Source organism: Streptomyces sp. NPDC005820 (genome assembly GCF_040630255.1).
Classification (GTDB): domain Bacteria; phylum Actinomycetota; class Actinomycetes; order Streptomycetales; family Streptomycetaceae; genus Streptomyces.
On record NZ_JBEXXE010000010.1, the window covers coordinates 75,333 to 97,543 of the forward strand.

The following is a 22,211-nucleotide window of genomic DNA, read 5'->3' on the forward strand; positions in this document are numbered from 1 at the left end:
CCCCTTCCCAGCCACCAGAAAGGTCCCAGGTCCGGCCATGGCGCTCACCCTCTACGTCGACACCGCGCGCTGGCGGGCGCACCACAAGCACGTGCAGGAGCAGTTCCCGGGGCTCGTCCCGGTCTGCAAGGGCAACGGCTACGGCTTTGGGCACGAGCGGCTGGCGGAGGAGGCCACCCGGCTGGGTTCGGACATCCTCGCCGTCGGCACGACGTACGAGGCCGCGCGCATCAAGGACTTCTTCAGCGGTGACCTGCTGGTGCTGACGCCGTACCGGCGCGGCGAGGAGCCCGTTCCGCTGCCCGACCGGGTGGTGCGCTCGGTGTCGTCGGTGGACGGCGTGTACGGCCTCGTGGGCGCCCGGGTGGTCATCGAGGTGATGTCGTCGATGAAGCGGCACGGCATCAGCGAGCAGGACCTGTCGCAGCTGCACTCCGCGATCGAGAACGTCCGGCTGGAGGGCTTCGCCATCCATCTGCCGCTGGACCGCACCGACGGCTCCGACGCCGTCGAGGAGGTCATCGGCTGGATGGACCGGCTGCGTGCGGCCCGGCTGCCGCTGCACACCATGTTCGTCAGCCACCTCAAGGCCGACGAGCTCATCCGGCTGCAGCAGCAGTTCCCGCAGACCCGGTTCCGCGCGCGGATCGGCACCCGGCTGTGGCTGGGGGACCACGACGCCACCGAGTACCGCGGGGCGGTCCTGGACGTCACGCGCGTCGCCAAGGGCGACCGTTTCGGCTACCGCCAGCAGAAGGCGGCCTCGGACGGCTTTCTGGTGGTCGTGGCGGGCGGTACCTCGCACGGGGTGGGGCTGGAGGCACCCAAGGCGCTGCACGGCGTCATGCCGCGCGCCAAGGGCGTCGCCCGGGCCGGCCTCGCCACGGTGAACCGGAACCTCTCCCCGTTCGTCTGGGGCGGAAAGCAGCGCTGGTTCGCCGAGCCGCCGCACATGCAGGTGTCGATCCTGTTCGTCCCCTCGGACGCGCCGGAGCCCACCGTCGGCGACGAGCTGGTGGCCCATCTGCGCCACACCACGACCCAGTTCGACCGGATCGTGGACCGCTGAGCCTCCCAGGACAGCGCAGAGGCCGTACACGGAGTCCCGTGTACGGCCTCTCTCACGTCCGCGTGGCCCTGCGTTCGCTCAGGGCGAACCGTCGGCGGGGCTCTGCCTGCCCCACTCCACCTCGTGCTGTGTGCCCCAGTCCACCTGCGGCCCCTCTACATGGGAGGCGTGCCGGGGCGGATGGGCCGCGGCGCCGAGGACGAAGACGTCCTCCGCCCCGTCGAGCACCCCGCCCGAGGGGTCGTCCTCGCCGTTCTGGCGCACCACGTCCCGCTCCGGCATCAGGATGTCGCGCACGACCACGCCGCACAGGTAGAGCGTCCCCAGCAGGTGCACTCCGATGGCCCAGTGGTAGCCGTCGGTGGGCAGTCCCTTGTGGGCGTCTCCGCTGGTCGTGTAGGCGAGGTACAGCCAGATACCCAGGAAGTAGGCGACCTCGCAGGCCTGCCAGATCAGGAAGTCCCGCCACTTCGGCCGGGCCAGCACGGCCAGCGGGACCAGCCACAGGACGTACTGCGGCGAGTAGACCTTGTTGGTGACGATGAAGGCCGCCACCACCAGGAAGGCGAGCTGGGCGAACCGGGGACGGCGCGGCGCGGTCAGCGTCAGCCAGGCGATACCGGCGAAGCACACCACCACCAGGAGGGTGGCGAGGGTGTTGACGCTGTCGGTGGCGAGGGGATCGCTGGAGTTCTGCGCCAGGATCAGCCAGAAGGATCCGAAGTCGACGCCGCGCTCCTGGCTGAACCGGTAGAACTTCGACCAGCCCTCGAAGGCGAAGAGCATCACCGGCAGGTTGACCACCAGCCAGGAGACGGCCGCGCCGCCGAAGGCCTTGCCGTAGTCCCGCCACTTCCCCGCGCGCCAGCAGAGCACGAACAGCGGTCCGAGAAGGAACACGGGGTAGAGCTTGGCGGCCGTGGCGAGCCCCAGCAGCACGCCGAAGGCCAGGGAGCGTCCCCGCGACCACATCATCATCGCCGCGGCTGTCAGGGCGACGGCCAGCAGGTCCCAGTTGATGGTGGCGGTCAGCGCGAAGGCGGGCGCCAGGGCCACCAGCAGACCGTCCCAGGGGCGCCGGGCGTGCGTACGGCTCACGCAGACGGCGATGACGGCCGCGCAGGCCATCAGCATCCCGGCGTTGACCATCCAGTACCACTGCTCCTGGTGCTGGATGCTGCCGCTGCCCGGGGTCAGCCAGGCCGCGACCTCCATGAACACTCCGGTGAGCACCGGGTATTCGAGGTAGTCCATGTCGCCGGGGAGCTTGTCGAAGTACGGCACCAGCCCATCGGCGAAGCCGCGTCCCTGGTAGAGGTGCGGGATGTCCGAGTAACAGGCGTGGGTGTACTGCGTGGTGGCGCCGAAGAACCAGCCCTCGTCATAGCAGGGCACCTTCTGGATCAGGCCCAGGGCGAACATGCCGATCGCCACGAGCGCGACGACCCGTACGGGCGTCCACCAGGACGTCCCGATCAGGGCTCGCTGCCCCAGGGGGCCGCCGATCAGCTCGCTGCCGGCCGAGGCGACCTTGTCGTTCCTGGTCGGCTGCACCGGCTCCGGCTCGTGCACGCGCGCTGGCGTCGATTCTGCACTGGGCATGGGGCACATCCTGCCGTACCGAGTGAGGAAAAAGCTGAGAGCCGCCCCACCAGGTTCGGTGGAGCGGCTCTCGTTTCACGTGACACATCCGCATGTTTCACGTGAAACACCCGTGCCGGGCATGAGACGACTAACCGTCCGAGCCTCCGAAGAGGCCTCCGTTCTGGTTGCCTCTGGTGCTGTCCGTCTCGCTCGCGGTCGGTGTCGGTGAGGAGCCCCCGTCCGAGCCACCGTTCTGGTTGCCGCTGTCCGTGCCGCCGGTGTTGCATTCGAAGAAGTTGCTGCAGGTCTGCGTCGCCGTGGGCGAAGGCTGGATCTGCGTCTGCGTGGCGGTCGGGGTCGGGGACGGGTCCGCCTCCTCGGTCTGGGTGGCCGTGGGGGTCGGCGTCGCCGAGGGTTCCGCGTTGACGACCTCGCCGATGGGCTCGGGCTCCGGGAAGTCCTTCACCGGCGTGCCCTCCAGGGCGGCCGCCATGTAGTCGTGCCAGATCTGTGCCGGGAACGAGGCACCGTGGATCTTCTTCTGGCCACCCGTTCCGAACATCTCCAGGAACGTGCGGTTCTTGTTCTTCTCGTCGTCGTCGAGACGGAACATGCTGATCGCGGTGGACAGCTGCGGTGTGTAGCCCACGAACCAGGCCGACTTGTTGCCGTCGGTGGTACCGGTCTTGCCGGCCACGTCACGGCCGGGCAGCTGGGCGTTGGTGCCGGTGCCCCTGTCGACCACGGTCTTCAGGACGTCCGTGACGTTGTCGGCGACCTTCGAGGTGAAGGCCTGGTTGGAGACGACCTTGTGCGTGAAGATCTGGCCTTCCTCGCTGGTGACCTTCTCCACGGAGTACGGGTCGCGCTGCTTGCCGCTCGCGGCGAAGGTGGCGTACGAGCCCGCCATACGGATCGCGCTCGGGTCGGAGATGCCGATCGAGAACGAGGGGAAGGTCGTGCCGGCGAGGCTGTTCTCCCGCAGGCCCGCGCTGACGGCGGAGTCCTTGACCTTGTCCAGACCGACGTCCATGCCGAGCTGCACGAAGGCGGAGTTCACCGACTCGCGCATGGCCTCGCGCAGGTCGATCTTGAAGTCGGGCGCAGTACCGTACGACTCGTTGCCGTCATTGGTCTGCAGCCACTCCTCGCCCTTCTCGTTCTTCCAGACCGTCCGGTTGTAGTCCTGGATCTTCAGCTTGTTCTTGCCGCTGAACAGGCTCTCCGGGGAGACGATCGTGCGCTCGTCCTGCGCCTGCGAAGAGCCCAGGTCGGGATCGCGCACGCCCCAGGTCATCGCGGCCGCCAGCACGAACGGCTTGAAGGTCGAACCGACCTGGGCACCGGTTTCGTCGGCGTTGTCGGTGAAGTGCTTGGTGGCGTCCTCACCGCCGTAGATGGCCCGGATGGCACCGGTGTCGGGCTCCACGGACGCCCCGCCGAACTGGACGTGGGTGTCGGTGTCCGGGCGTTCCTTCGGCTTGATGTTGGCCTTCTGGACCTTGGTCACCGCGTCCGTGAGCTGCTGGACCTTCTTCTTGTCGAAGGTCGTGTAGATCGAGTAGCCGCCCTGCTGCAGCAGGTTCTGGGTGATCCCCGTCTCCTTGCTGTGGGTGACGAGGTAACCGTTGGCGAGGTCGACGAGGTAACCGATCTGGCCGCTCAGCTGGGTGTTCGACCGCGGGTTCTTCACATCGGGGAGCTTGGTGTACTTGGCCCGGACCGAGGCGTCGAGGTGGCCGTACTCGACCATCTTGTCGAGGGTGTCCTGCATCTGAAGCAGGGCCCGCCTGGTGTTCTTCTCGGGCGTGGCACCGACGGGGTCGATCGAGGTCGCGCCCGCCGGGTCGTAGTACGTGGCGCCCTTGAGCATGGCGGCCAGGAAGGCGCACTCACCCGGGTTGAGCTTGATCGCGTCCTTGTTGAAGTAGGCGCGGGCGGCGGCCTGGATCCCGTAAGCGTTGCGTCCGTAGTACGCGGAGTTCAGGTAGCCGGCCATGATCGTGTCCTTGTCGACCTCGGCGCCCACCTTTATCGACACGAAGATCTCCTTGAACTTGCGGGAGATCGTCTGCGACTGGTCGTTCAGCATCGCGTTCTTGACGTACTGCTGGGTGATGGTCGAACCACCCTGCGTCTGGCCGCCCCGGGCCATGTTGAACAGCGCCCGGGCGATGCCCTTGGGGTCGATGCCGCTGTCGTCGTAGAAGGTCTTGTTCTCCTGCGAGATCACCGCGTAGCGCATCTCCTGCGGGATCTGCGACAGCGAGATGGTCTGACGGTTCGTCTCACCACCGGTGGCCACCATCTGGCTGCCGTCTTTCCAGTAGTAGACGTTGTTCTGGGCCGTCGCCGTCTTGGCGACGTCGGGCACGCCCACCATGGCGTAGCCGATGCCCGCCACGGCCACCATGCTGCCGACGAAGCCGATGAACAGACCGGCGACGAGCTTCCAGGACGGCATCCAGCGCTGCCAGCCGTACTTGTCGGCGCGCGGATAGTCGATCAGGCGCTTCCTGCCGGGCGCCGAGCGCCCTCTGCCCATGCCGGGCCCGTGGGGGTCGCCGAAGGACCCTCCCGGCTCGGCCCCTCTGCGCCGGCCGCCCTGGCTTCTCTGGGCGGCGCGTCGGGCCTCGGCGCGGCTGCCGTACGCCTGCTCCGGACTCCCCGACACCTGGCCCAACCCGTAGTCGGAAGGAGATCCGGTGGCGCCTCGCGGTGCGCGGCGGCCGGAGGACGGCCCGGACTGGCCACGTCGGGCCGCGGCACGTCCGCCTCCCTGCGGCTGCGGCGGTTTGCGACGGTGCTCGCTCATCGAACGATTACTCCTAGGGCAGGCGCATCCGTGCGCGCCTGTAAAGGGCGGCTGGTTTCCTGTCCCCCCGAAGTACGGATGCGGTCGGCTGCGCATTCACCCGTACGGCACCGGGGGCCTCGACGCCCCCCGGCGTCACGCGGGTCCCGGTGGTCTGCATGGCGCACAGACTACGCACCGTCAAAACCTGCCCAGCCCCAAGGTTCACCCCAAATCAGGCAAGTCGCCTGCGAAGAAACGGTGATGTGATCCCGTTCACCACCGTCCCTCTTGTCGCATCCGGAAGGCCGTTCTATCGTCGTGATGTATCGAGTCGATACATCAGAGCGAGATAAGCGCGCTGCGGACGAGAGGAGGCGACGGTGAGCCGACGTTCCGGCATCCTCGAGTTCGCCGTGCTCGGCCTGCTCCGCGAATCCCCGATGCACGGCTATGAGCTGCGCAAACGACTCAATACGTCACTGGGAGTGTTCCGTGCCTTCAGCTACGGGACGCTCTACCCCTGCCTCAAGACGCTGGTCGCCAACGGCTGGTTGATCGAGGAACCGGGGAACACCCCCCAGGACGCCCTCGCCGCGCCACTCGCAGGGCGTCGCGCCAAGATCGTCTACCGGTTGACGGCGGAAGGTAAGGAACACTTCGAGGACCTGCTCTCGCAGACGGGCCCCGACGCCTACGAGGACGAGCACTTCGCCGCGCGGTTCGCCTTCTTCGGGCAGACGTCGCGCGATGTGCGCATGCGCGTCCTGGAGGGCCGCCGCAGCCGGCTGGAGGAGCGGCTGGAGAAGATGCGCGCCTCGCTGGCGCGCACCCGGGAGCGCCTCGACGACTACACGCTTGAGCTCCAGCGCCACGGAATGGAGTCCGTGGAGCGCGAAGTGCGCTGGCTGAACGAGCTCATCGAGAGCGAGCGGGCCGGACGGGACCTGAAGGGTTCCGCTTCCGGGGAGTCCGCTCAGCAGAACACCAATGGAGCGCCGGGCGTCCTGCCCCGTCCCGGGGACACCCCCGGGACGGATACGCCCGGCGACACCACCCCGTGAGCGCCCAGCCAGGGCCTCACTCGTACACACAGGGAGCAACCGGAATGGGTTCGGTTCGCGTAGCCATCGTCGGTGTGGGCAACTGCGCCGCATCGCTGGTGCAGGGCGTCGAGTACTACAAGGACGCCGACCCGGCGTCCAAGGTCCCGGGCCTGATGCACGTCCAGTTCGGCGACTACCACGTCCGTGACGTCGAGTTCGTCGCCGCGTTCGACGTGGACGCCAAGAAGGTCGGCCTTGACCTCTCGGACGCCATCGGCGCATCCGAGAACAACACCATCAAGATCTGCGACGTGCCCAACACCGGTGTGAAGGTGCGGCGCGGCCACACCCTCGACGGTCTCGGCAAGTACTACCGCCAGACCATCGAGGAGTCCGAGGCCGAGCCGGTCGACGTCGTGAAGATCCTCAAGAAGAAGCAGGTCGACGTCCTCGTCTGCTACCTGCCCGTCGGCTCCGAGGAAGCGGCGAAGTTCTACGCCCAGTGCGCCATCGACGCCAAGGTCGCGTTCGTCAACGCCCTCCCGGTCTTCATCGCCGGCACCAAGGAGTGGGCGGACAAGTTCACCGAGGCGGGCGTCCCGATCGTCGGTGACGACATCAAGTCCCAGGTCGGCGCCACCATCACGCACCGCGTCATGGCGAAGCTGTTCGAGGACCGCGGTGTCGTCCTGGACCGCACGATGCAGCTGAACGTCGGCGGCAACATGGACTTCAAGAACATGCTCGAGCGTGACCGCCTGGAGTCCAAGAAGATCTCCAAGACGCAGGCCGTCACCTCCCAGATCCCCGACCGGGATCTCGGCGAGAAGAACGTCCACATCGGCCCGTCCGACTACGTCGCCTGGCTCGACGACCGCAAGTGGGCGTACGTCCGCCTCGAGGGCCGCGCCTTCGGTGACGTCCCGCTGAACCTGGAGTACAAGCTCGAGGTCTGGGACTCCCCGAACTCCGCGGGTGTCATCATCGACGCCCTGCGCGCCGCGAAGATCGCCAAGGACCGCGGCATCGGGGGCCCGATCCTGTCGGCCTCCAGCTACTTCATGAAGTCCCCGCCGGTCCAGTACTTCGACGACGAGGCCCGCGAGAACGTCGAGAAGTTCATCCGCGGCGAGGTCGAGCGCTAGCTCGGCCCCACCCGCTGAAATTCGCTCCTGCCAGGGCTGAGTCGGTCCCCGGGTCGTCGACCCGGGGACCTTCCCCGTATGTGAGGCTGGGCCCCATGGCCGTCGTCCGTGATCTGCGCGTCCTGCTGCGCTTCGGCGCCTTCCGGCGCCTGCTCGCCGTACGGCTGCTGTCCCAGTGCGCCGACGGCGTCTACCAGGTCGCGCTCGCCACCTACGTCGTGTTCTCCCCGGAGAAACAGACCTCGGCCGCGGCGATCGCCTCCGCGATGGCGGTCCTGCTGCTGCCCTACTCCCTCGTCGGCCCCTTCGCCGGCGTCCTGCTGGACCGCTGGCGACGCCGCCAGATCCTCCTCTACGGCAATCTGCTGCGCGCTCTGCTGGCCTCGGCGACGGCCGTCCTGATGCTCAGCCACGTCCCCGACTGGCTCTTCTACGTCTCCGCGCTGTGCGTGACCGCCGTCAACCGCTTCGTCCTCGCGGGCCTCTCGGCCGCCCTGCCGCGCGTGGTCGACGCCGAGCGTCTCGTCATCGCCAACTCCCTCTCCCCGACCGCCGGAACGCTCGCCGCGGTCGCGGGCGGCGGTCTCGCCTTCGTCGTACGCCTCGCGATCGCGGACACCGATGCCGCGGTGGTCCTGCTCGGCAGCGCGCTGTACCTGTGCTCGGCGCTCATGTCCCTGACCATGGCCGCGGATCTCCTCGGGCCCGAACGCGACCTTGTTCCGGCCGGTTGGGTGAGCGCTCTGCAGGGGACGGCCCATGGACTCGCCTCCGGGGTACGCCATCTGACGGAGCCGAAGCGCAGGGAGGCCGTCTGGGCACTCGGCTCGATCACCCTGATGCGGTTCTGCTACGGCGCCCTGACCGTCATGGTGCTGATGCTGTGCCGGTACGCCTGGTCCACCGACACCGACAAGGGGTTGGCGCTGCTCGGTGTGGCCGTGGCCATCTCCGGCGTCGGCTTCTTCGTCGCGGCCGTGGTGACCCCGACAGCGGCCGGGCGGCTGGGCCCCGGCCGCTGGATCGTCGTCTGCTCGGCCGCGGCCGCCGTGCTGGAGCTCGCTCTGATGCTCCCCTTCACCCAAGCCACCACGTTCATCGCGGCGTTCGTCCTCGGACTGGTCACGCAGGGCGCGAAGATCGCCACCGACACCATCGTGCAGTCGTCCGTGGCGGACGGCTTCCGCGGCCGGATCTTCTCCCTCTACGACGTCCTGTTCAACGTCGCGTTCGTCGGCGCCGCCGGAGTGGCCGCTCTGATGCTGCCGTCTGACGGTCGCTCAGCGGCACTGGTGGTAACGGTCGCCGTTATCTATGGAGCAATTGCGGCAGCTATAGCCCGTTTTGAACGCCAGTAAGTGTCACATCAAAGACACAGAGTTCGTCTGGAGTCAGGCACTGTCAGTGGTGGCCGGTACTTTACGTGGGTCTTATTTCGCGCCATGCGCACTCACGTTCTTGCGCACCCACGTTCTAGGGGGACCCCAGCATGACCACTCCGCCGCCTCCGCAGGGCCAGAACCCGTACGCCCAGCCCACCGTGCCCATGGGGCAGCAGCAGCCCGGTCAGCCGGGAGTCCCGCCGCAGCAGCCGTACGCCCCGTTCCCGAACCAGGGTGGCGCTCCGGTTCCCCCGCCGCCCGCGCCGGCCGGCAAGCGCATGGGCAAGAAGGCGATACGCATCATCGGTGCGATCGTCGTCGCCGTCATCATCGGCATCCTCAAGTTCGGCGCGGGCTGGTTCCTGACGCGCGACGACGCGGAGACGACCTCGGTCGGCGCCTGCATGCACAACGATGGCACGGACACCAACGCGGACCTCAACGAGGTCGACTGCTCCGACAGCAAGGCCCAGTACAAGGTCGTCCAGAAGTTCGACGGCTCCAGCGACGAGAGCAAGTGCGAGGCCGTCACCGAGGCGACGATCTCCTACGTCCAGTACGGCGGCGGCCACGACGTGGTGCTCTGCATGAAGGAAGTCAAGTAGCAGCAACGGCTGCCATGACTGAGGGCCGGTGTTTCACGTGAAACACCGGCCCTCAGTGCGTTCGGGGAGAACCAAGGCTGCGGATCGGGGTCATGTTTCACGTGAAACATGACCCCGCCGCACGGGATCAGTTCTGTTCGGCCCACCACTCCTTCAGCGCGGTCACCGCCGCGTCGTGCTCCATCGGCCCATTCTCCAGGCGGAGCTCCAGCAGGAACTTGTACGCCTGGCCGATGACGGGGCCGGGGCCGACGCCGAGGATCTCCATGATCTGGTTGCCGTCCAGATCCGGGCGGATCGCGTCGAGCTCCTCCTGCTCCTGGAGCTGGGCGATGCGCTCCTCCAAGCCGTCGTAGGCCCGGGAGAGTGCGGTGGCCTTGCGCTTGTTGCGGGTCGTGCAGTCCGACCGGGTCAGCTTGTGGAGGCGTTCCAGAAGCGGGCCCGCGTCACGGACGTACCGGCGGACGGCGGAGTCGGTCCACTCGCCGGTGCCGTAGCCGTGGAAGCGCAGGTGCAGCTCGACCAGCCGGGAGACGTCCTTCACCAGGTCGTTGGAGTACTTCAGCGCGGTCATGCGCTTCTTGGTCATCTTCGCCCCGACCACCTCGTGGTGGTGGAACGAGACCCGGCCGTCCTTCTCGAACCGCCGGGTGCGCGGCTTGCCGATGTCATGGAGCAGCGCGGCGAGCCGCAGGGTGAGGTCGGGCCCGTTCTCCTCCAGCGCGATCGCCTGCTCCAGGACGATCAGCGTGTGGTCGTAGACGTCCTTGTGCCGGTGGTGCTCGTCGCGCTCCAGCCGCAGGGCGGGCAGCTCCGGCAGGACATGGCCGGCGAGGCCGGTGTCGACCAGCAGGCTCAGGCCCTTGCGCGGGTGCGCGGAGAGGACCAGCTTGTTCAGCTCGTCCCGCACCCGCTCGGCGGAGACGATGTCGAGGCGCCCGGACATCTCCTTCATCGCGGTGACGACCTCGGGGGCGACCTCGAAGTCGAGCTGTGCGGCGAACCGGGCCGCACGCATCATGCGCAGCGGATCGTCCGAGAAGGACTCCTCGGGCGTGCCCGGGGTGCGCAGCACCCGGGCCGCGAGATCGTCACGGCCGCCGTGCGGGTCGATGAACTCCTTCTGCGGGAGGGCCACAGCCATCGCGTTCACCGTGAAGTCACGCCGGACGAGATCCTGCTCGATGGAGTCGCCGTAGGACACCTCGGGCTTGCGGGAGGTGCGGTCGTACGCCTCGGAGCGGTACGTCGTCACCTCGATGAGGTAGCCGTCCTTCTGCGCCCCCACCGTGCCGAACGCGATCCCGACCTCCCACACCGCGTCCGCCCACGGCCGCACGATCTTCAGGACGTCCTCGGGGCGGGCGTCGGTGGTGAAGTCGAGGTCGTTGCCGAGCCGGCCGAGCAACGCGTCCCGGACCGAGCCGCCGACCAGGGCGAGGGAGAACCCGGCCTCCTGAAAACGGCGGGCGAGGTCGTCGGCGACAGGCGCGACCCGCAGCAGCTCGCTCACCGCGTGGTGCTGCGCCTGGCTCAGGGCGCTGGGGGTGTCTTCGTTGGCGTTCGGCACAACAGGAAAGGGTACGTGCCCGGGCGGGCCGGGGGCGCCCCGATTAGAGCCGTGGGACACATCACCCCATAGCCTCGGAAGGTAAGCCTTAGAGCTTCTTCACCAACACTCCCCTCTATACGCGACGATAGAGGACAGGAGAAAGGCCCCACCTGATCTTGCGGACCGGTCCGCGGCACTTCACCTCCGCGCGCATCGTTACCATGCGTGGACGCACATTCCGACGACCACTGACGACGACGAGAGACGGGCGAACGCGTGGCCGAGGCGGCAGACTTCCCGGGGATGAGTCCCTCACCTGCCCGCCGGTGGCTGCGGCGCACCGGAGCACTGCTCGCCGGGGCGCCCCTGCTGGCCGGGCTGCTGCAGCTGCCCGCACTCCCCGCGCACGCCGACACCGCGGCAGGCGTCAAGGAAGCCTCCGACAAGGGCTCGGTCTCCGTCGCCGTCGACTCCCTCACTCCGGCCGTCCCCACCGAGGGCGACACCGTGACCATCTCCGGCACGGTGACCAACAAGGGCAAGCAGGCCGTCACCAAGGCGCACGTCGGCCTCCAGGTGGGGTCCGCGCTCACCACCCGCTCGGCGATCGACGACGCCGCCGACGACGCCGAGGACCTGTCCGCCGGCTACGGCTCCGAGGTGGGCGGCAAGTACATCGCCGAGTTCGCCAAACTCACCCCTGGAGTCGCCGAGCACTTCAGCATCTCCGTACCGGCCGACGAACTGGACCTCGGCGCCGACGGCGTCTACCCGCTCGGAGTCTCCCTCTCGGGTGAGACGACCGCGCAGCCGTGGGAGCGGATGCTGGGCATCCAGCGGACCTTCCTGCCCTGGCAGCCCGACGAGGCGGACACGGCGACGAGGACGACCGTCCTGTGGCCACTGATCTCGACCGTCCACATGACCGCCGAGACCGGCTCGAACGCGAGCCAGACGCCCGTCTTCCTCAACGACGACCTCGCCGAGGAGATCGCCCCCGGCGGCCGCCTCGACCAGCTGCTGAGCCTCGGCAAGGACCTCGACGTCACCTGGGTGATCGACCCCGACCTGCTGGCCTCCGTCGACGCGATGACCGGCAGCTACCGGGTGCGCGCCGACGGTGACACCACCACGGCCGGCGCCCATCAGGCGGTCGCCAAGAAGTGGCTGGCCGAGCTGCAGGACGCGGTGGCCGACAAGGAGGTCGTCGCCCTGCCCTTCGCCGACCCCGATCTGGCCTCCCTCGCCCACGACGGCACCGGGGTCGCCGGCTCCCTGAGCCAGCTCAAGGCGGCCACCGACGTCGCCACGACCACGGTGGAGACGATCCTCCACGTGACGCCGAGCACCGACTTCGCCTGGCCGGTGGAGGGGGCCGTCGACCCCTCGATCGTGAAGGTCGCCACCTCCGCGGGCGCCGACAAGGTGATCGCGCGCAGCGACAGCCTGGCGGAGACCGGCAGCCTGACCTACACCCCCTCGGCGGCCCGGCCCATCGGCGGCGGCACCACGGCGGTGGTGGCCGACGCCCGCCTGTCCAAGACCTTCCGGGGCGACCTGACGAACGCCTCCGCGTCCACGCTCGCGGTGCAGGAGTTCCTCGCCCAGAGCCTGGCGCTGAACCTGCAGACGCACAAGCAGCGCAGCATCGTCGTCGCCCCGCAGCGCACACCGACCGCCGGCCAGGCCCAGGCGATGGCGGCGGCCGTCACGGCCCTGCAGGACTCGGGCTGGTCACAGTCCCAGGACCTCACCGCGGCCGCCAGGGCCAAGCCCGACGACAGCGCCACCACCAAGGTGCCCTCGCGCTCCTCGTACCCCTCCTCCCTGCGCAAGCAGGAGCTGCCGAAGTCGGCCTTCGAGCAGATCGCGGCCACCCAGGACAAGCTCGACAACTTCAAGGTCATCCTCACCGACAAGTCCCGAGTGGTGACCCCCTTCGGGCGGGCCACGAACCGGGAGATGTCCACGTCGTGGCGGGGCCGCTCCACCGGGGCGAGCACCTTCCGCCAGGGCGTGCAGAGCTATCTCGACAACCTCACCGACCAGGTCAAGCTGATCGACAAGTCGGAGACCAATTTCTCCGGGCGCAGCGCCACGATCCCCGTGACCGTGCAGAACAACCTGGTGCAGGGCGTCCACCACCTGGTCCTGCGGCTCACCTCGACCAACGACACCCGTCTGGAGATCGGCGGCCACGACTCCGACCCGCGCATCGAGGTCTCCGGCGGGCACAGCACGACGGTGAAGTTCACCGCCTCGGCCAATGTGAACGGCCAGACCACGGTGATCGCCCAGCTGTACACCGAGGACGGCCAGGTCTACGGTGCGCCGGTGACCTTCGACGTGAAGGTCACCGAGATCACGGCCACGGTGATGCTGGTCATCGGCGGCGGTGTGCTGCTGCTCGTGCTGGCCGGCTTCCGTATGTACACCCAGCGCAAGCGGGCGGCGGCCCGTGAGGCGCAGGAGGCCGAGGCCGGGACCGAGGCGGAGGACGCCGAGGAGAGCGCGGCGGCCGAGGCCGACGGCGGCCCCGGGAAGCCCGCCGACGCCGAGGACCGTACCGGGGAAGAATCGGCCGCGCGGTCCGGGGCAGACGACCCGGAGCAGCCGAGTGACGGGACAGCGGACACCGCAGCGGAAAGCACGGCCCCCTCGGGGACGGGTGAGAGAGTGGACCGTTGAGGATGTCGTGGCCGGTGGGCCCGGGACGATGAGGTGGGGTAGCCATGAACGCGCCGTACGAGGGTGACCGCGGCCAGGCCGCGGGCAGCTCGGGTCACCCCGAGGGCCCGCCGCCCGACCACGGCCAGGTGCCGCCGCAGCACCCCGCGGACATGTACCTCCAGGACGCCTACGACCAGGACCCCTACCGGTCCCAGGACCTCACCGCGCAGGACCCGGTCGCCGAGGCGCTCTACGACCGTGCCGCGCACCCCCCGCCGCCCCCGGGCACATACCCGCCGCAGCAGCCGCTCTACGGCCGCCCGGCGCAGTCGCCGTACGCTCCCGACCCGCACGTGTGGGCCCAGCCCCCGGCGCCCGAGCCGGAGGGCCCCACCCAGTACCTGCCCTACGGCGACGACCCGCGCACGACCGAGTTCGTGGGCGTGGACGACCTGGTGTCGCACTCCGGTGAGGAGCAGCACCAGCCCGACGCCTTCGCGCACCTCTTCAAGGACCAGCAACAGGGCGGCACGCGCCCGTCGGCCGAGTCCCCAGCGGTGCCGGGCCCGGCCGTGGCCCCCGGCGGCCAGGGGCCCGCGCGGCGCCGGCAGGCCCCGGCTTCCGTGCCGCCGGTGGACGACCGCACCATGAACCTCGGCAGCGCGGCCGCCGTGGCCGAGGCACCGGCTCCCGAGCCCGGCGCCGCTCCGGCCGCGAAGAAGGGCGGCAAGGCGGCCGGCCTGCTGAAGTCCAGCGCCGTGATGGCCGCGGGCACGATGGTCTCCCGCCTCACCGGTTTCGTCCGGTCCGCTCTGATCGTCTCCGCGCTCGGCGTCGGCCTGCTCGGCGACACCTTCCAGGTCGCCTACCAGCTGCCGACGATGATCTACATCCTGACCGTCGGCGGCGGTCTCAACTCCGTCTTCGTACCGCAGCTCGTGCGGGCCATGAAGGAGGACGAGGACGGCGGCGAGTCCTACGCCAACCGGCTGCTGACGCTGGTGATGGTGGCGCTCGGCGTGCTGACCGTCGCCGCGATCGCCGGCGCCCCCCTGCTGATCCGGGCGCTGTCCGACCCGGTCGCCAGCGACCCGGCGGCCAACGAGGTCGCCATCACGTTCGTCCGCTACTTCCTGCCCTCGATCTTCTTCATGGGCGTCCATGTCGTGATGGGTCAGATCCTCAACGCGCGCGGCAAGTTCGGCGCGATGATGTGGACGCCGGTCCTGAACAACATCGTCATCATCGTGACGCTGGGCATGTTCATCTGGGTCTACGGCACCGCCGCCGACTCCGGTATGAAGGTCACGTCCATCCCGCCGGAGGGCCAGCGGCTCCTGGGCGTCGGCGTCCTGCTGGGCCTGGTGGTGCAGGCGCTCGCGATGATCCCCTACCTGCGGGAGACCGGCTTCCGGCTGCGGCTGCGGTTCGACTGGCGGGGCCACGGCCTCGGCAAGGCCGTGACGCTCGCCAAGTGGACCTTCCTGTTCGTCCTCGCCAACCAGGCGGGCGCGATCGTCGTCTCCCAGCTGTCGACCGCGGCCGGCAAGGCCTCGCCCGTCGACGGCACCGGTTTCGCCGCCTACGCCAACGCCCAGCTGATCTGGGGTCTGCCGCAGGCCATCATCACCGTGTCGCTGATGGCGGCCCTGCTGCCGCGCATCTCGCGCTCGGCGGCCGAGGGCGACGGCGGCGCGGTCCGCGACGACATCTCCCAGGGCCTGCGCACCACAGCCGTCGCGATCGTGCCTATCTCCTTCGGCTTCCTCGCGCTCGGCATCCCGATGTGCACCCTGATCTTCGGCTCCTCCGGCACCAGCGAGGCCACCAACATGGGCTTCATGCTGATGGCCTTCGGCCTCGGCCTGATCCCCTACTCGGTGCAGTACGTCGTCCTGCGCGCCTTCTACGCGTACGAAGACACCCGCACCCCCTTCTACAACACGGTCATCGTGGCCGCGGTCAACGCGACGGCCTCGGCGGTCTGTTACTTCGTCCTCCCGGCCCGCTGGGCCGTGGCGGGCATGGCCGCCGCCTACGGCCTGGCCTACGCGATCGGCGTCGGCGTCGCCTGGAACCGGCTGCGCAAGCGGCTCGGCGGCGACCTCGACGGCTCCCACGTCCTGCGCACGTACGCCCGTCTGTGCATCGCCTCCGTACCGGCGGCGCTGATCAGCGGCGCGGCCTGCTACGGCATCGCCCGGACCCTCGGTCAGGGCGTCCTCGGCTCCTTCGCGGCCCTGGTGGTCGGCGGAGCCCTGCTGCTCGGCATCTTCTTCGTCGCCGCCCGGCGCATGCGCATCGAGGAGCTCAACTCCCTCGTCGGCATGGTCCGCGGGCGCTTGGGCCGCTGAACGAGGGGGAGGCGCACAACCATCGTTAGCCGCCGCGTGTCGTGCATAGCGGCGGACTGTGGGCACAATTGGATCCGGCGTCGGACGGCGCGCACGAGGTCGGCGGCGCGCATGGGATGGGGAGGCAGGAACGACGGTGGCGGAACGGAGCACGGCTGCCGTCGACGTGGCAGACAACAGCGGCGATGAGCCGCTGACCGCGCAGGCGGACCAGTCCACGGCCGACGGGGTGGCCAAGAACCGGGAGCGGGACACGGACAGCGACGAGGCACAGGGGAGTGGCGGGACCGAGCATCCCGGCCGGACCTCACCGCCTGAACTGCACAGCGGCCACAAACTCGCCAGACGGTACCGCCTCGAGGAGTGCGTCACCCGTCTGGACGGTTTCAGCAGTTGGCGTGCGGTCGACGAGAAACTTCGCCGAGCCGTGGGAGTCCACATCCTGCCCGCGGACCATGCCCGCGCCCGCTCGGTGCTGGCCGCGGCCCGCTCCTCGGCGCTGCTGGGTGACCCTCGCTTCGTCCAGGTCCTGGACGCCGTCGAGGAGAACGACCTCGTCTATGTCGTCCACGAATGGCTGCCCGACGCCACCGAACTGACCACGCTGCTCGCGTCCGGCCCGCTGGAGCCGCACGACGCGTACCAGATGGTCAGTCAGATCTCGTCGGCGATGGCCGCGGCGCACCGTGAGGGCCTGTCGCATCTGCGTCTGAACCCCAACGCGGTTCTGCGCACCTCGACCGGCCAGTGGCGCATCCGGGGGCTCGCGGTCAACGCCGCGCTGCGCGGCATCACCTCCGAGACCCCGCAGCGCACCGACACGGAGGCGATCGGCGCCCTGCTGTACACGGCGCTCACCCAGCGCTGGCCGTACGAGAACGACGCCTACGGCCTGTCCGGGCTGCCCAAGGACGTCGGTCTCATCGCACCCGACCAGGTACGCGCCGGCGTCCACCGGGGTCTGTCCGAGCTGGCCATGCGCGCGCTCGCCAACGACGGGGCGACCGCGTCCCGGCACGAGGCCGCGTGCACCACGCCGGAGGAACTGGTGAAGGCGATCGGGGAGATGCCCCGCATCCGCCCGCCGGAGCCCGCGTTCACCGCGCCGCCGGAGTACCAGCGCACGACGTACCAGCAGGGCACCTACGGCCGCCCCGCGCCCCATCCGGGCGCCACGCAGCCGGTCCCGACCCCGCCGCCCCCGCTGCAGAGCCGCACCGGCCGGGCCCTGAAGTGGGCGGTCTCCGCGCTGCTCATCGCCGCGCTCGGCCTGGGCAGCTGGCAGCTCGCGGACGCCCTGATGGACCGGGACAAGTCCGACGACACGAACAAGACCCAGACCACGGACGACGGCGACAAGAGCAGTGCCTCGCCGAAGCCGGTCACCACGCTGAAGATCCAGGGCGCCGCCGAGTACTACCCCGACGGCTCGGCCCAGCACCCGGGCGACGTCAAGCTGACCTACGACAACGACAGCTCCACGTACTGGCGGTCCAAGTCCTTCAACGGAGGACCCGTGCTCGCCCCGTACAAGCAGGGCGTGGGCATCGTCTACGACCTGGGTTCCGAGCAGAGCCTGTCGGCCGCTTCGATAGGGCTGCACTACGGCGGGAACTACACGGCCGCCACGCTGTACGCGGCCGATTCCCTCTCGTCGTCGGCGTCGCTCAGCTCCATGACGAAGATCGCCGACGCCAAGACCACCGGCAAGGAGTTGCAGATCTCCGCCAAGACGCCGGTGAAGACGCGGTACGTTCTCGTATGGATCACGGCGGCCCCGTACTCGGGGTCGGACGACTACAGCGGGACCGGCTACAAGCAGGCCATCACCGACGTGAAGTTCACGGGGTGATGACTCACCGAAGGGGGAGGAGGTCCGATGGCGCAGGGCGGCGGCTACGACGCGGCGAGCGACCAGGACCTCCTCGCCCGGCATGTGGAGGGCGACCCCGACGCCTTCGCTGAGATCGTACGGCGGCACCGGGACCGGCTCTGGGCGGTCGCCCTGCGGACGCTGGGAGACCGCGAGGAGGCCGCTGACGCCGTTCAGGACGCCCTGGTGTCGGCCTACCGTGCCGCCCACACCTTCCGTGGCCAGTCCGCCGTCACCACCTGGCTGCACCGCATCACGGTGAACGCCTGTCTGGACCGGGCACGCAAGGCGGCCTCCCGCAAGACCTCGCCGGTCGACGACACCGAGCGTCTGGAGCAGCTGCTCGAACCCCACGAGTCCGCCTCCGCCCCGGCGGAGCGCAACGACGTCCACCGCCAGCTCCTCGAAGCACTCGGCACCCTCCCACGCGACCAGCGGGCCGCTCTCGTCCTGGTGGACATGCAGGGCTACCCGGTCGCCGAGGCCGCCCGCATCCTCGAGGTGCCGACCGGGACGGTGAAGAGTCGCTGTGCCCGGGGCAGAGCCCGACTGCTTCCGCTGCTGACCCATCTGAGGCCGGAAAACTCCGGCGCCGACGAGGAAAGCGGCGAGGGGCGGAACCAGGCACAGGGGAAAGCCGTCCCACCGGCAGCAGACCCTCCTGATGAGGGGGCGACCAGCGCCGGGTCAGGCGATTCAGCAGCGGTGAAGGGCGGAGGTGGGCGAGCGTGACATCGACGACGGACACGACCGGACACCCGGACGTCACGGAGATCTCCGACCTCACCGAGGGCCTGCTCGCTCCTTCCCGGAGCGCCGATGTACGCCGTCATCTCGACGGCTGCGAGCTCTGCGCCGACGTCCACGCCTCGCTCGAGGAGATCCGCGGTCTGCTGGGCACGTTCCCCGAGCCGCCCCGGATGCCGGAGGACATCGCCCTGCGCATCGACGCGGCCCTTGCCGCCGAAGCGTTGACCGGCACCACGGCCGACCCGGACGCCAAGGCTCTCGCCGGGACCGAGGCACCCCATGTTTCACGTGAAACAGCGGTCGCCGCGGACCGGCCCTCGGGCCATGCCCGCGCCGCCACCACCGGCCCGGGCCGCAAGAGCGGCAAGCGGGGTGGGCGCCGCAGGGTCGCCGTCCTGGGCGCCGTCCTCGGTGCCGCCGCCCTGGGGCTCGGTGGCGTCCTCGTCTCCTCGCTGACGGGTGGCGGAGGGCCGGGCACCGCGGCGCACAGGCAGTCCACCGCCGCCGACACCTTCGCCCAGGGCACCCTGGAGCAGAAGGTCACGGATCTCCTCGGCGAGGCCCAGGGGTCCAAGGCTCCGAACAGTCTGGGCATCACAGGGGACACCGGCAGCCCCCGGCCCAAGGTCTACAAGGCGCCCACCGTCCCCCCCTGCGTCCAGAAGGGCATCGGCCGCAGTGACGCGGCCCTCGTCACCGAGGAAGGCGTCTACAAGGGCACGGAGGCGCTTCTCGTCGTGCTGCCCGACGCTTCCGACAGCACCAAGGTCGACGCCTACCTCATGGACAGGACCTGCGTCACGGATTCCTCGTCGGGCCCGGCCAAGATCCTTCTGCAGGACTCCTACACCCGTCACTGACGGCCCACCTGCGACTCCGTCCCCGGCGGCTCTCCCCAGAGGGCTCTTGCTCCGTGTGCCCGGACACACCGGGAATGCGCGCCCCTTAGGATCCGTTGGGTGGGGTGAGAGTTCAGAGCAGCTCCCACCGGTCGAACGACGCAGACCAGAGACGAGGAACAAAGCCGTGAGCGACGTCCGTAACGTGATCATCATCGGCTCCGGGCCCGCCGGCTACACCGCCGCGCTCTACACCGCGCGCGCGTCGCTGAAGCCGCTGGTCTTCGAAGGCGCCGTCACCGCGGGCGGCGCCCTGATGAACACCACCGAGGTGGAGAACTTCCCCGGCTTCCAGGACGGCATCATGGGCCCCGAGCTCATGGACAACATGCGGTCCCAGGCCGAGCGCTTCGGTGCCGAGCTCATCGCGGACGACATCGTCTCCGTAGACCTCACCGGTGAGATCAAGACCGTCACGGACACGGCCGGCACGGTCCACCACGCCAAGGCGGTCATCGTCGCCACCGGCTCCCAGCACCGCAAGCTCGGTCTGCCGAACGAGGACGCCCTCTCCGGCCGCGGTGTCTCCTGGTGTGCCACGTGTGACGGATTCTTCTTCAAGGACCAGGACATCGCCGTGATCGGCGGCGGCGACACCGCGATGGAGGAGGCCACCTTCCTCTCCCGCTTCGCCAAGTCCGTCACCATCGTCCACCGCCGGGACACCCTGCGCGCCTCCAAGGCGATGCAGGAGCGCGCCTTCGCCGACCCGAAGATCAAGTTCGTCTGGGACAGCGAGGTCGCCGAGATCCAGGGCGACCCGAAGCTGGCCGGGCTGAAGCTGCGCAACCTCAAGACCGGCGAACTCTCCGACCTCGCGGTCACCGGTCTGTTCATCGCCATCGGCCACGACCCGCGCACGGAGCTCTTCAAGGGCCAGCTCGACCTGGACGAGGAGGGCTACCTGAAGGTGGCCGCCCCGTCCACCCGGACGAACCTGACCGGTGTCTTCGCGGCCGGTGACGTGGTGGACCACACCTACCGCCAGGCGATCACCGCGGCCGGTACCGGCTGCTCCTCCGCTCTCGACGCCGAGCGCTTCCTCGCCGCCCTCGCGGACGAGGAGCAGGCCGAGCCCGAGAAAACCGCTGTCTGACCCCCCTCTCCCGCCCCACCGCACAAGGAATGAAGGAGCCCCCTGTGGCCGGCACCCTGAAGAATGTGACCGACGCCGACTTCGATGAGGTCGTCCTCAAGAGCGACAAGCCCGTTCTGGTGGACTTCTGGGCCGAGTGGTGCGGCCCGTGCCGCCAGATCGCTCCGTCCCTCGAGGCCATCGCCGCCGAGCACGGAGACAAGATCGAGATCGTCAAGCTCAACATCGACGAGAACCCGAACACGGCCGCGAAGTACGGCGTCATGTCGATCCCGACGCTGAACGTCTACCAGGACGGCGAGGTCGCCAAGACCATCGTCGGCGCCAAGCCGAAGGCCGCGCTCGTCCGCGACCTGGAGACCTTCATCTCCGAGTGACGCGCCGTTTCACGGTGACGCACTGTTTCACGTGAAACAGAGACACACGAAGGGGCCGGTCCTGGTGGGCCGGCCCCTTCGTCATGCCTACAGCGGTCGCAGCACCGGCTCCTTCTGCACGGCCCCCAGCAACCGGTCCAGAGCCATCTCCACGTCTTCCTTCCAGGAGAGCGTGGTCCGCAGCTCCAACCGCAGCCGAGGGTGACTGGGGTGCGGCCGCACCGTCTTGAAGCCCACGGCCAGCAGATGATCGGCGGGGAGCAGACAGCCCGGTTCCTTCCAGCGGGCGTCGCCGAAGGCTTCGATCGCCTTGAAGCCCCGTCGCAGCAGATCCTTCGCAACCGTCTGCACCATCACCCGGCCGAGCCCCTGTCCCTGGTACCCCGGCATGATGAACGAGGTCATCAGCTGCACGGCGTCCGGTGCCACAGGACTCGTGGGAAACGCCGTCGAGCGGGGCACATAGGCGGGCGGGGCGTAGAGCACGAACCCCACGGGACGGTCGTCGACGTACACCACCCGGCCGCATGATCCCCAGTCCAGCAGGACGGCGGAGATCCAGGACTCCTTCTCCAGAGCCGCCGTGCCCGCCTTCAGCGCGGCCGCACCCCTGACGGGATCCAGCTCCCAGAAGACACACGAGCGACAGCGCTTGGGAAGGTCCTGAAGGTTGTCCAGCGTGAGCGGTACGAGCCGACGCCCCATGAAGGCTGTTCCTCGCTTCCTTCGCCCGCGGCATCGCGAGCGGCTGTCAGAGCGCTGCGTTCCCTGAGCAGACTGCCGACGAATCCGCCGACCGCCCCCAGCCCCAGCCCCGCGCTCACCAGTCCGGTCCGGCTCATCGATCGCATGGCCCTCGCCTCCCACTTCGAGGTGCTGCCCGGTGGATGCGCCATACCCCCTCGCATCGTATCCACGTTGCGATTCCCGTCGATACCGACTGAACGCAAAGAGCGAGCCGTGTTCCGGGCACATCGGACACGGCTCGCTCAGACGCTCACAGCGCCCCCCTGTG

General features: G+C 69.2%; 16 protein-coding genes. 12 read left to right on the forward strand and 4 right to left on the reverse strand.

Going from position 1 to position 22,211, the window contains the following annotated elements; all coding sequences use genetic code 11:
* Positions 1–37 precede the first annotated feature (37 nt).
* A complete protein-coding gene (locus tag ABZ464_RS14320; protein ID WP_359275796.1) occupies positions 38–1,069 on the forward strand; it encodes an alanine racemase in 1,032 nt (343 codons plus the stop codon).
* Positions 1,070–1,147: 78 nt separating this feature from the next.
* Here the strand turns inward: ABZ464_RS14320 and ABZ464_RS14325 are convergent, their stop codons facing one another.
* Together ABZ464_RS14325 and ABZ464_RS14330 are read right to left on the reverse strand one after the other, a co-directional pair.
* Positions 1,148–2,671 (reverse strand): glycosyltransferase 87 family protein, encoded by a 1,524-nt coding sequence (locus ABZ464_RS14325; RefSeq protein WP_359275798.1) that lies wholly within the window; start codon positions 2,669–2,671, stop codon positions 1,148–1,150.
* Positions 2,672–2,801: 130 nt separating this feature from the next.
* Positions 2,802–5,468 (reverse strand): transglycosylase domain-containing protein, encoded by a 2,667-nt coding sequence (locus tag ABZ464_RS14330; RefSeq protein ID WP_359275801.1) that lies wholly within the window; start codon positions 5,466–5,468, stop codon positions 2,802–2,804.
* A gap of 362 nt (positions 5,469–5,830) precedes the next feature.
* Between ABZ464_RS14330 and ABZ464_RS14335 the strand changes: the two genes are divergently transcribed.
* From ABZ464_RS14335 to ABZ464_RS14350, 4 genes are all read left to right on the forward strand, one after another.
* Complete coding sequence (locus tag ABZ464_RS14335; RefSeq protein ID WP_359275804.1) at positions 5,831–6,511, forward strand: helix-turn-helix transcriptional regulator; 681 nt, start codon at positions 5,831–5,833, stop codon at positions 6,509–6,511.
* Between the two features lie 44 nt (positions 6,512–6,555).
* Positions 6,556–7,638, forward strand: coding sequence for an inositol-3-phosphate synthase (locus tag ABZ464_RS14340; protein ID WP_359275807.1), 1,083 nt, complete (start codon positions 6,556–6,558; stop codon positions 7,636–7,638).
* Between the two features lie 95 nt (positions 7,639–7,733).
* Positions 7,734–8,996 (forward strand): MFS transporter, encoded by a 1,263-nt coding sequence (locus tag ABZ464_RS14345; RefSeq protein WP_359275810.1) that lies wholly within the window; start codon positions 7,734–7,736, stop codon positions 8,994–8,996.
* A gap of 131 nt (positions 8,997–9,127) precedes the next feature.
* The gene (locus ABZ464_RS14350) at positions 9,128–9,625 is read left to right on the forward strand and encodes a hypothetical protein (protein ID WP_359275813.1); all 498 of its coding nucleotides are present in this window, start codon (positions 9,128–9,130) and stop codon (positions 9,623–9,625) included.
* A gap of 127 nt (positions 9,626–9,752) precedes the next feature.
* On the opposite strand, the gene ABZ464_RS14355 is transcribed toward ABZ464_RS14350, so the two are convergent.
* Positions 9,753–11,195, reverse strand: a complete 1,443-nt coding sequence (locus ABZ464_RS14355; RefSeq protein WP_359275815.1) for a CCA tRNA nucleotidyltransferase — start codon at positions 11,193–11,195, stop codon at positions 9,753–9,755.
* 258 nt (positions 11,196–11,453) lie between these two features.
* On the opposite strand from ABZ464_RS14355, the gene ABZ464_RS14360 reads away from it, so the two are divergent.
* From ABZ464_RS14360 to trxA, 7 genes are all read left to right on the forward strand, one after another.
* A complete protein-coding gene (locus ABZ464_RS14360; protein WP_359275818.1) occupies positions 11,454–13,865 on the forward strand; it encodes a DUF6049 family protein in 2,412 nt (803 codons plus the stop codon).
* Between the two features lie 44 nt (positions 13,866–13,909).
* Positions 13,910–16,201 carry a murein biosynthesis integral membrane protein MurJ gene (gene murJ / locus ABZ464_RS14365; protein WP_359275820.1) on the forward strand — a complete coding sequence of 764 codons (2,292 nt, stop codon included), beginning with the start codon at positions 13,910–13,912 and terminating at the stop codon, positions 16,199–16,201.
* A gap of 136 nt (positions 16,202–16,337) precedes the next feature.
* Positions 16,338–18,053: a protein kinase family protein gene (locus ABZ464_RS14370; protein WP_359275822.1), complete on the forward strand. Its 1,716-nt coding sequence runs from the start codon at positions 16,338–16,340 to the stop codon at positions 18,051–18,053.
* Between the two features lie 27 nt (positions 18,054–18,080).
* Positions 18,081–18,806, forward strand: a complete 726-nt coding sequence (gene sigM, locus ABZ464_RS14375; protein WP_359275825.1) for an RNA polymerase sigma factor SigM — start codon at positions 18,081–18,083, stop codon at positions 18,804–18,806.
* A complete protein-coding gene (locus ABZ464_RS14380) occupies positions 18,803–19,684 on the forward strand; it encodes a hypothetical protein (RefSeq protein ID WP_359275827.1) in 882 nt (293 codons plus the stop codon). Before sigM ends, ABZ464_RS14380 begins: the two co-directional genes overlap by 4 nt.
* A 166-nt stretch (positions 19,685–19,850) precedes the next feature.
* Positions 19,851–20,819 carry a thioredoxin-disulfide reductase gene (gene trxB, locus ABZ464_RS14385; protein ID WP_359275829.1) on the forward strand — a complete coding sequence of 323 codons (969 nt, stop codon included), beginning with the start codon at positions 19,851–19,853 and terminating at the stop codon, positions 20,817–20,819.
* A gap of 44 nt (positions 20,820–20,863) precedes the next feature.
* Positions 20,864–21,196 (forward strand): thioredoxin, encoded by a 333-nt coding sequence (trxA, locus tag ABZ464_RS14390; protein ID WP_055632129.1) that lies wholly within the window; start codon positions 20,864–20,866, stop codon positions 21,194–21,196.
* Positions 21,197–21,283: 87 nt separating this feature from the next.
* Here the strand turns inward: trxA and ABZ464_RS14395 are convergent, their stop codons facing one another.
* Positions 21,284–21,901 carry a GNAT family N-acetyltransferase gene (locus ABZ464_RS14395; RefSeq protein WP_055632128.1) on the reverse strand — a complete coding sequence of 206 codons (618 nt, stop codon included), beginning with the start codon at positions 21,899–21,901 and terminating at the stop codon, positions 21,284–21,286.
* Between the last annotated feature and the right edge of the window lie 310 nt (positions 21,902–22,211).

Bases quoted from the DNA above. Each gene is read 5' to 3' on its own strand.
- ABZ464_RS14350 (WP_359275813.1), top strand. From the start codon at position 9,128: ATGACCACTCCGCCGCCTCCGCAGGGCCAGAACCCGTACGCCCAGCCC.
- ABZ464_RS14340 (WP_359275807.1), top strand. From the start codon at position 6,556: ATGGGTTCGGTTCGCGTAGCCATCGTCGGTGTGGGCAACTGCGCCGCA.
- sigM (WP_359275825.1), top strand. From the start codon at position 18,081: ATGGCGCAGGGCGGCGGCTACGACGCGGCGAGCGACCAGGACCTCCTC.
- ABZ464_RS14325 (WP_359275798.1), bottom strand. From the start codon at position 2,671: ATGCCCAGTGCAGAATCGACGCCAGCGCGCGTGCACGAGCCGGAGCCG.
- ABZ464_RS14320 (WP_359275796.1), top strand. From the start codon at position 38: ATGGCGCTCACCCTCTACGTCGACACCGCGCGCTGGCGGGCGCACCAC.
- ABZ464_RS14395 (WP_055632128.1), bottom strand. From the start codon at position 21,901: ATGGGGCGTCGGCTCGTACCGCTCACGCTGGACAACCTTCAGGACCTT.
- ABZ464_RS14330 (WP_359275801.1), bottom strand. From the start codon at position 5,468: ATGAGCGAGCACCGTCGCAAACCGCCGCAGCCGCAGGGAGGCGGACGT.
- murJ (WP_359275820.1), top strand. From the start codon at position 13,910: ATGAACGCGCCGTACGAGGGTGACCGCGGCCAGGCCGCGGGCAGCTCG.
- ABZ464_RS14345 (WP_359275810.1), top strand. From the start codon at position 7,734: ATGGCCGTCGTCCGTGATCTGCGCGTCCTGCTGCGCTTCGGCGCCTTC.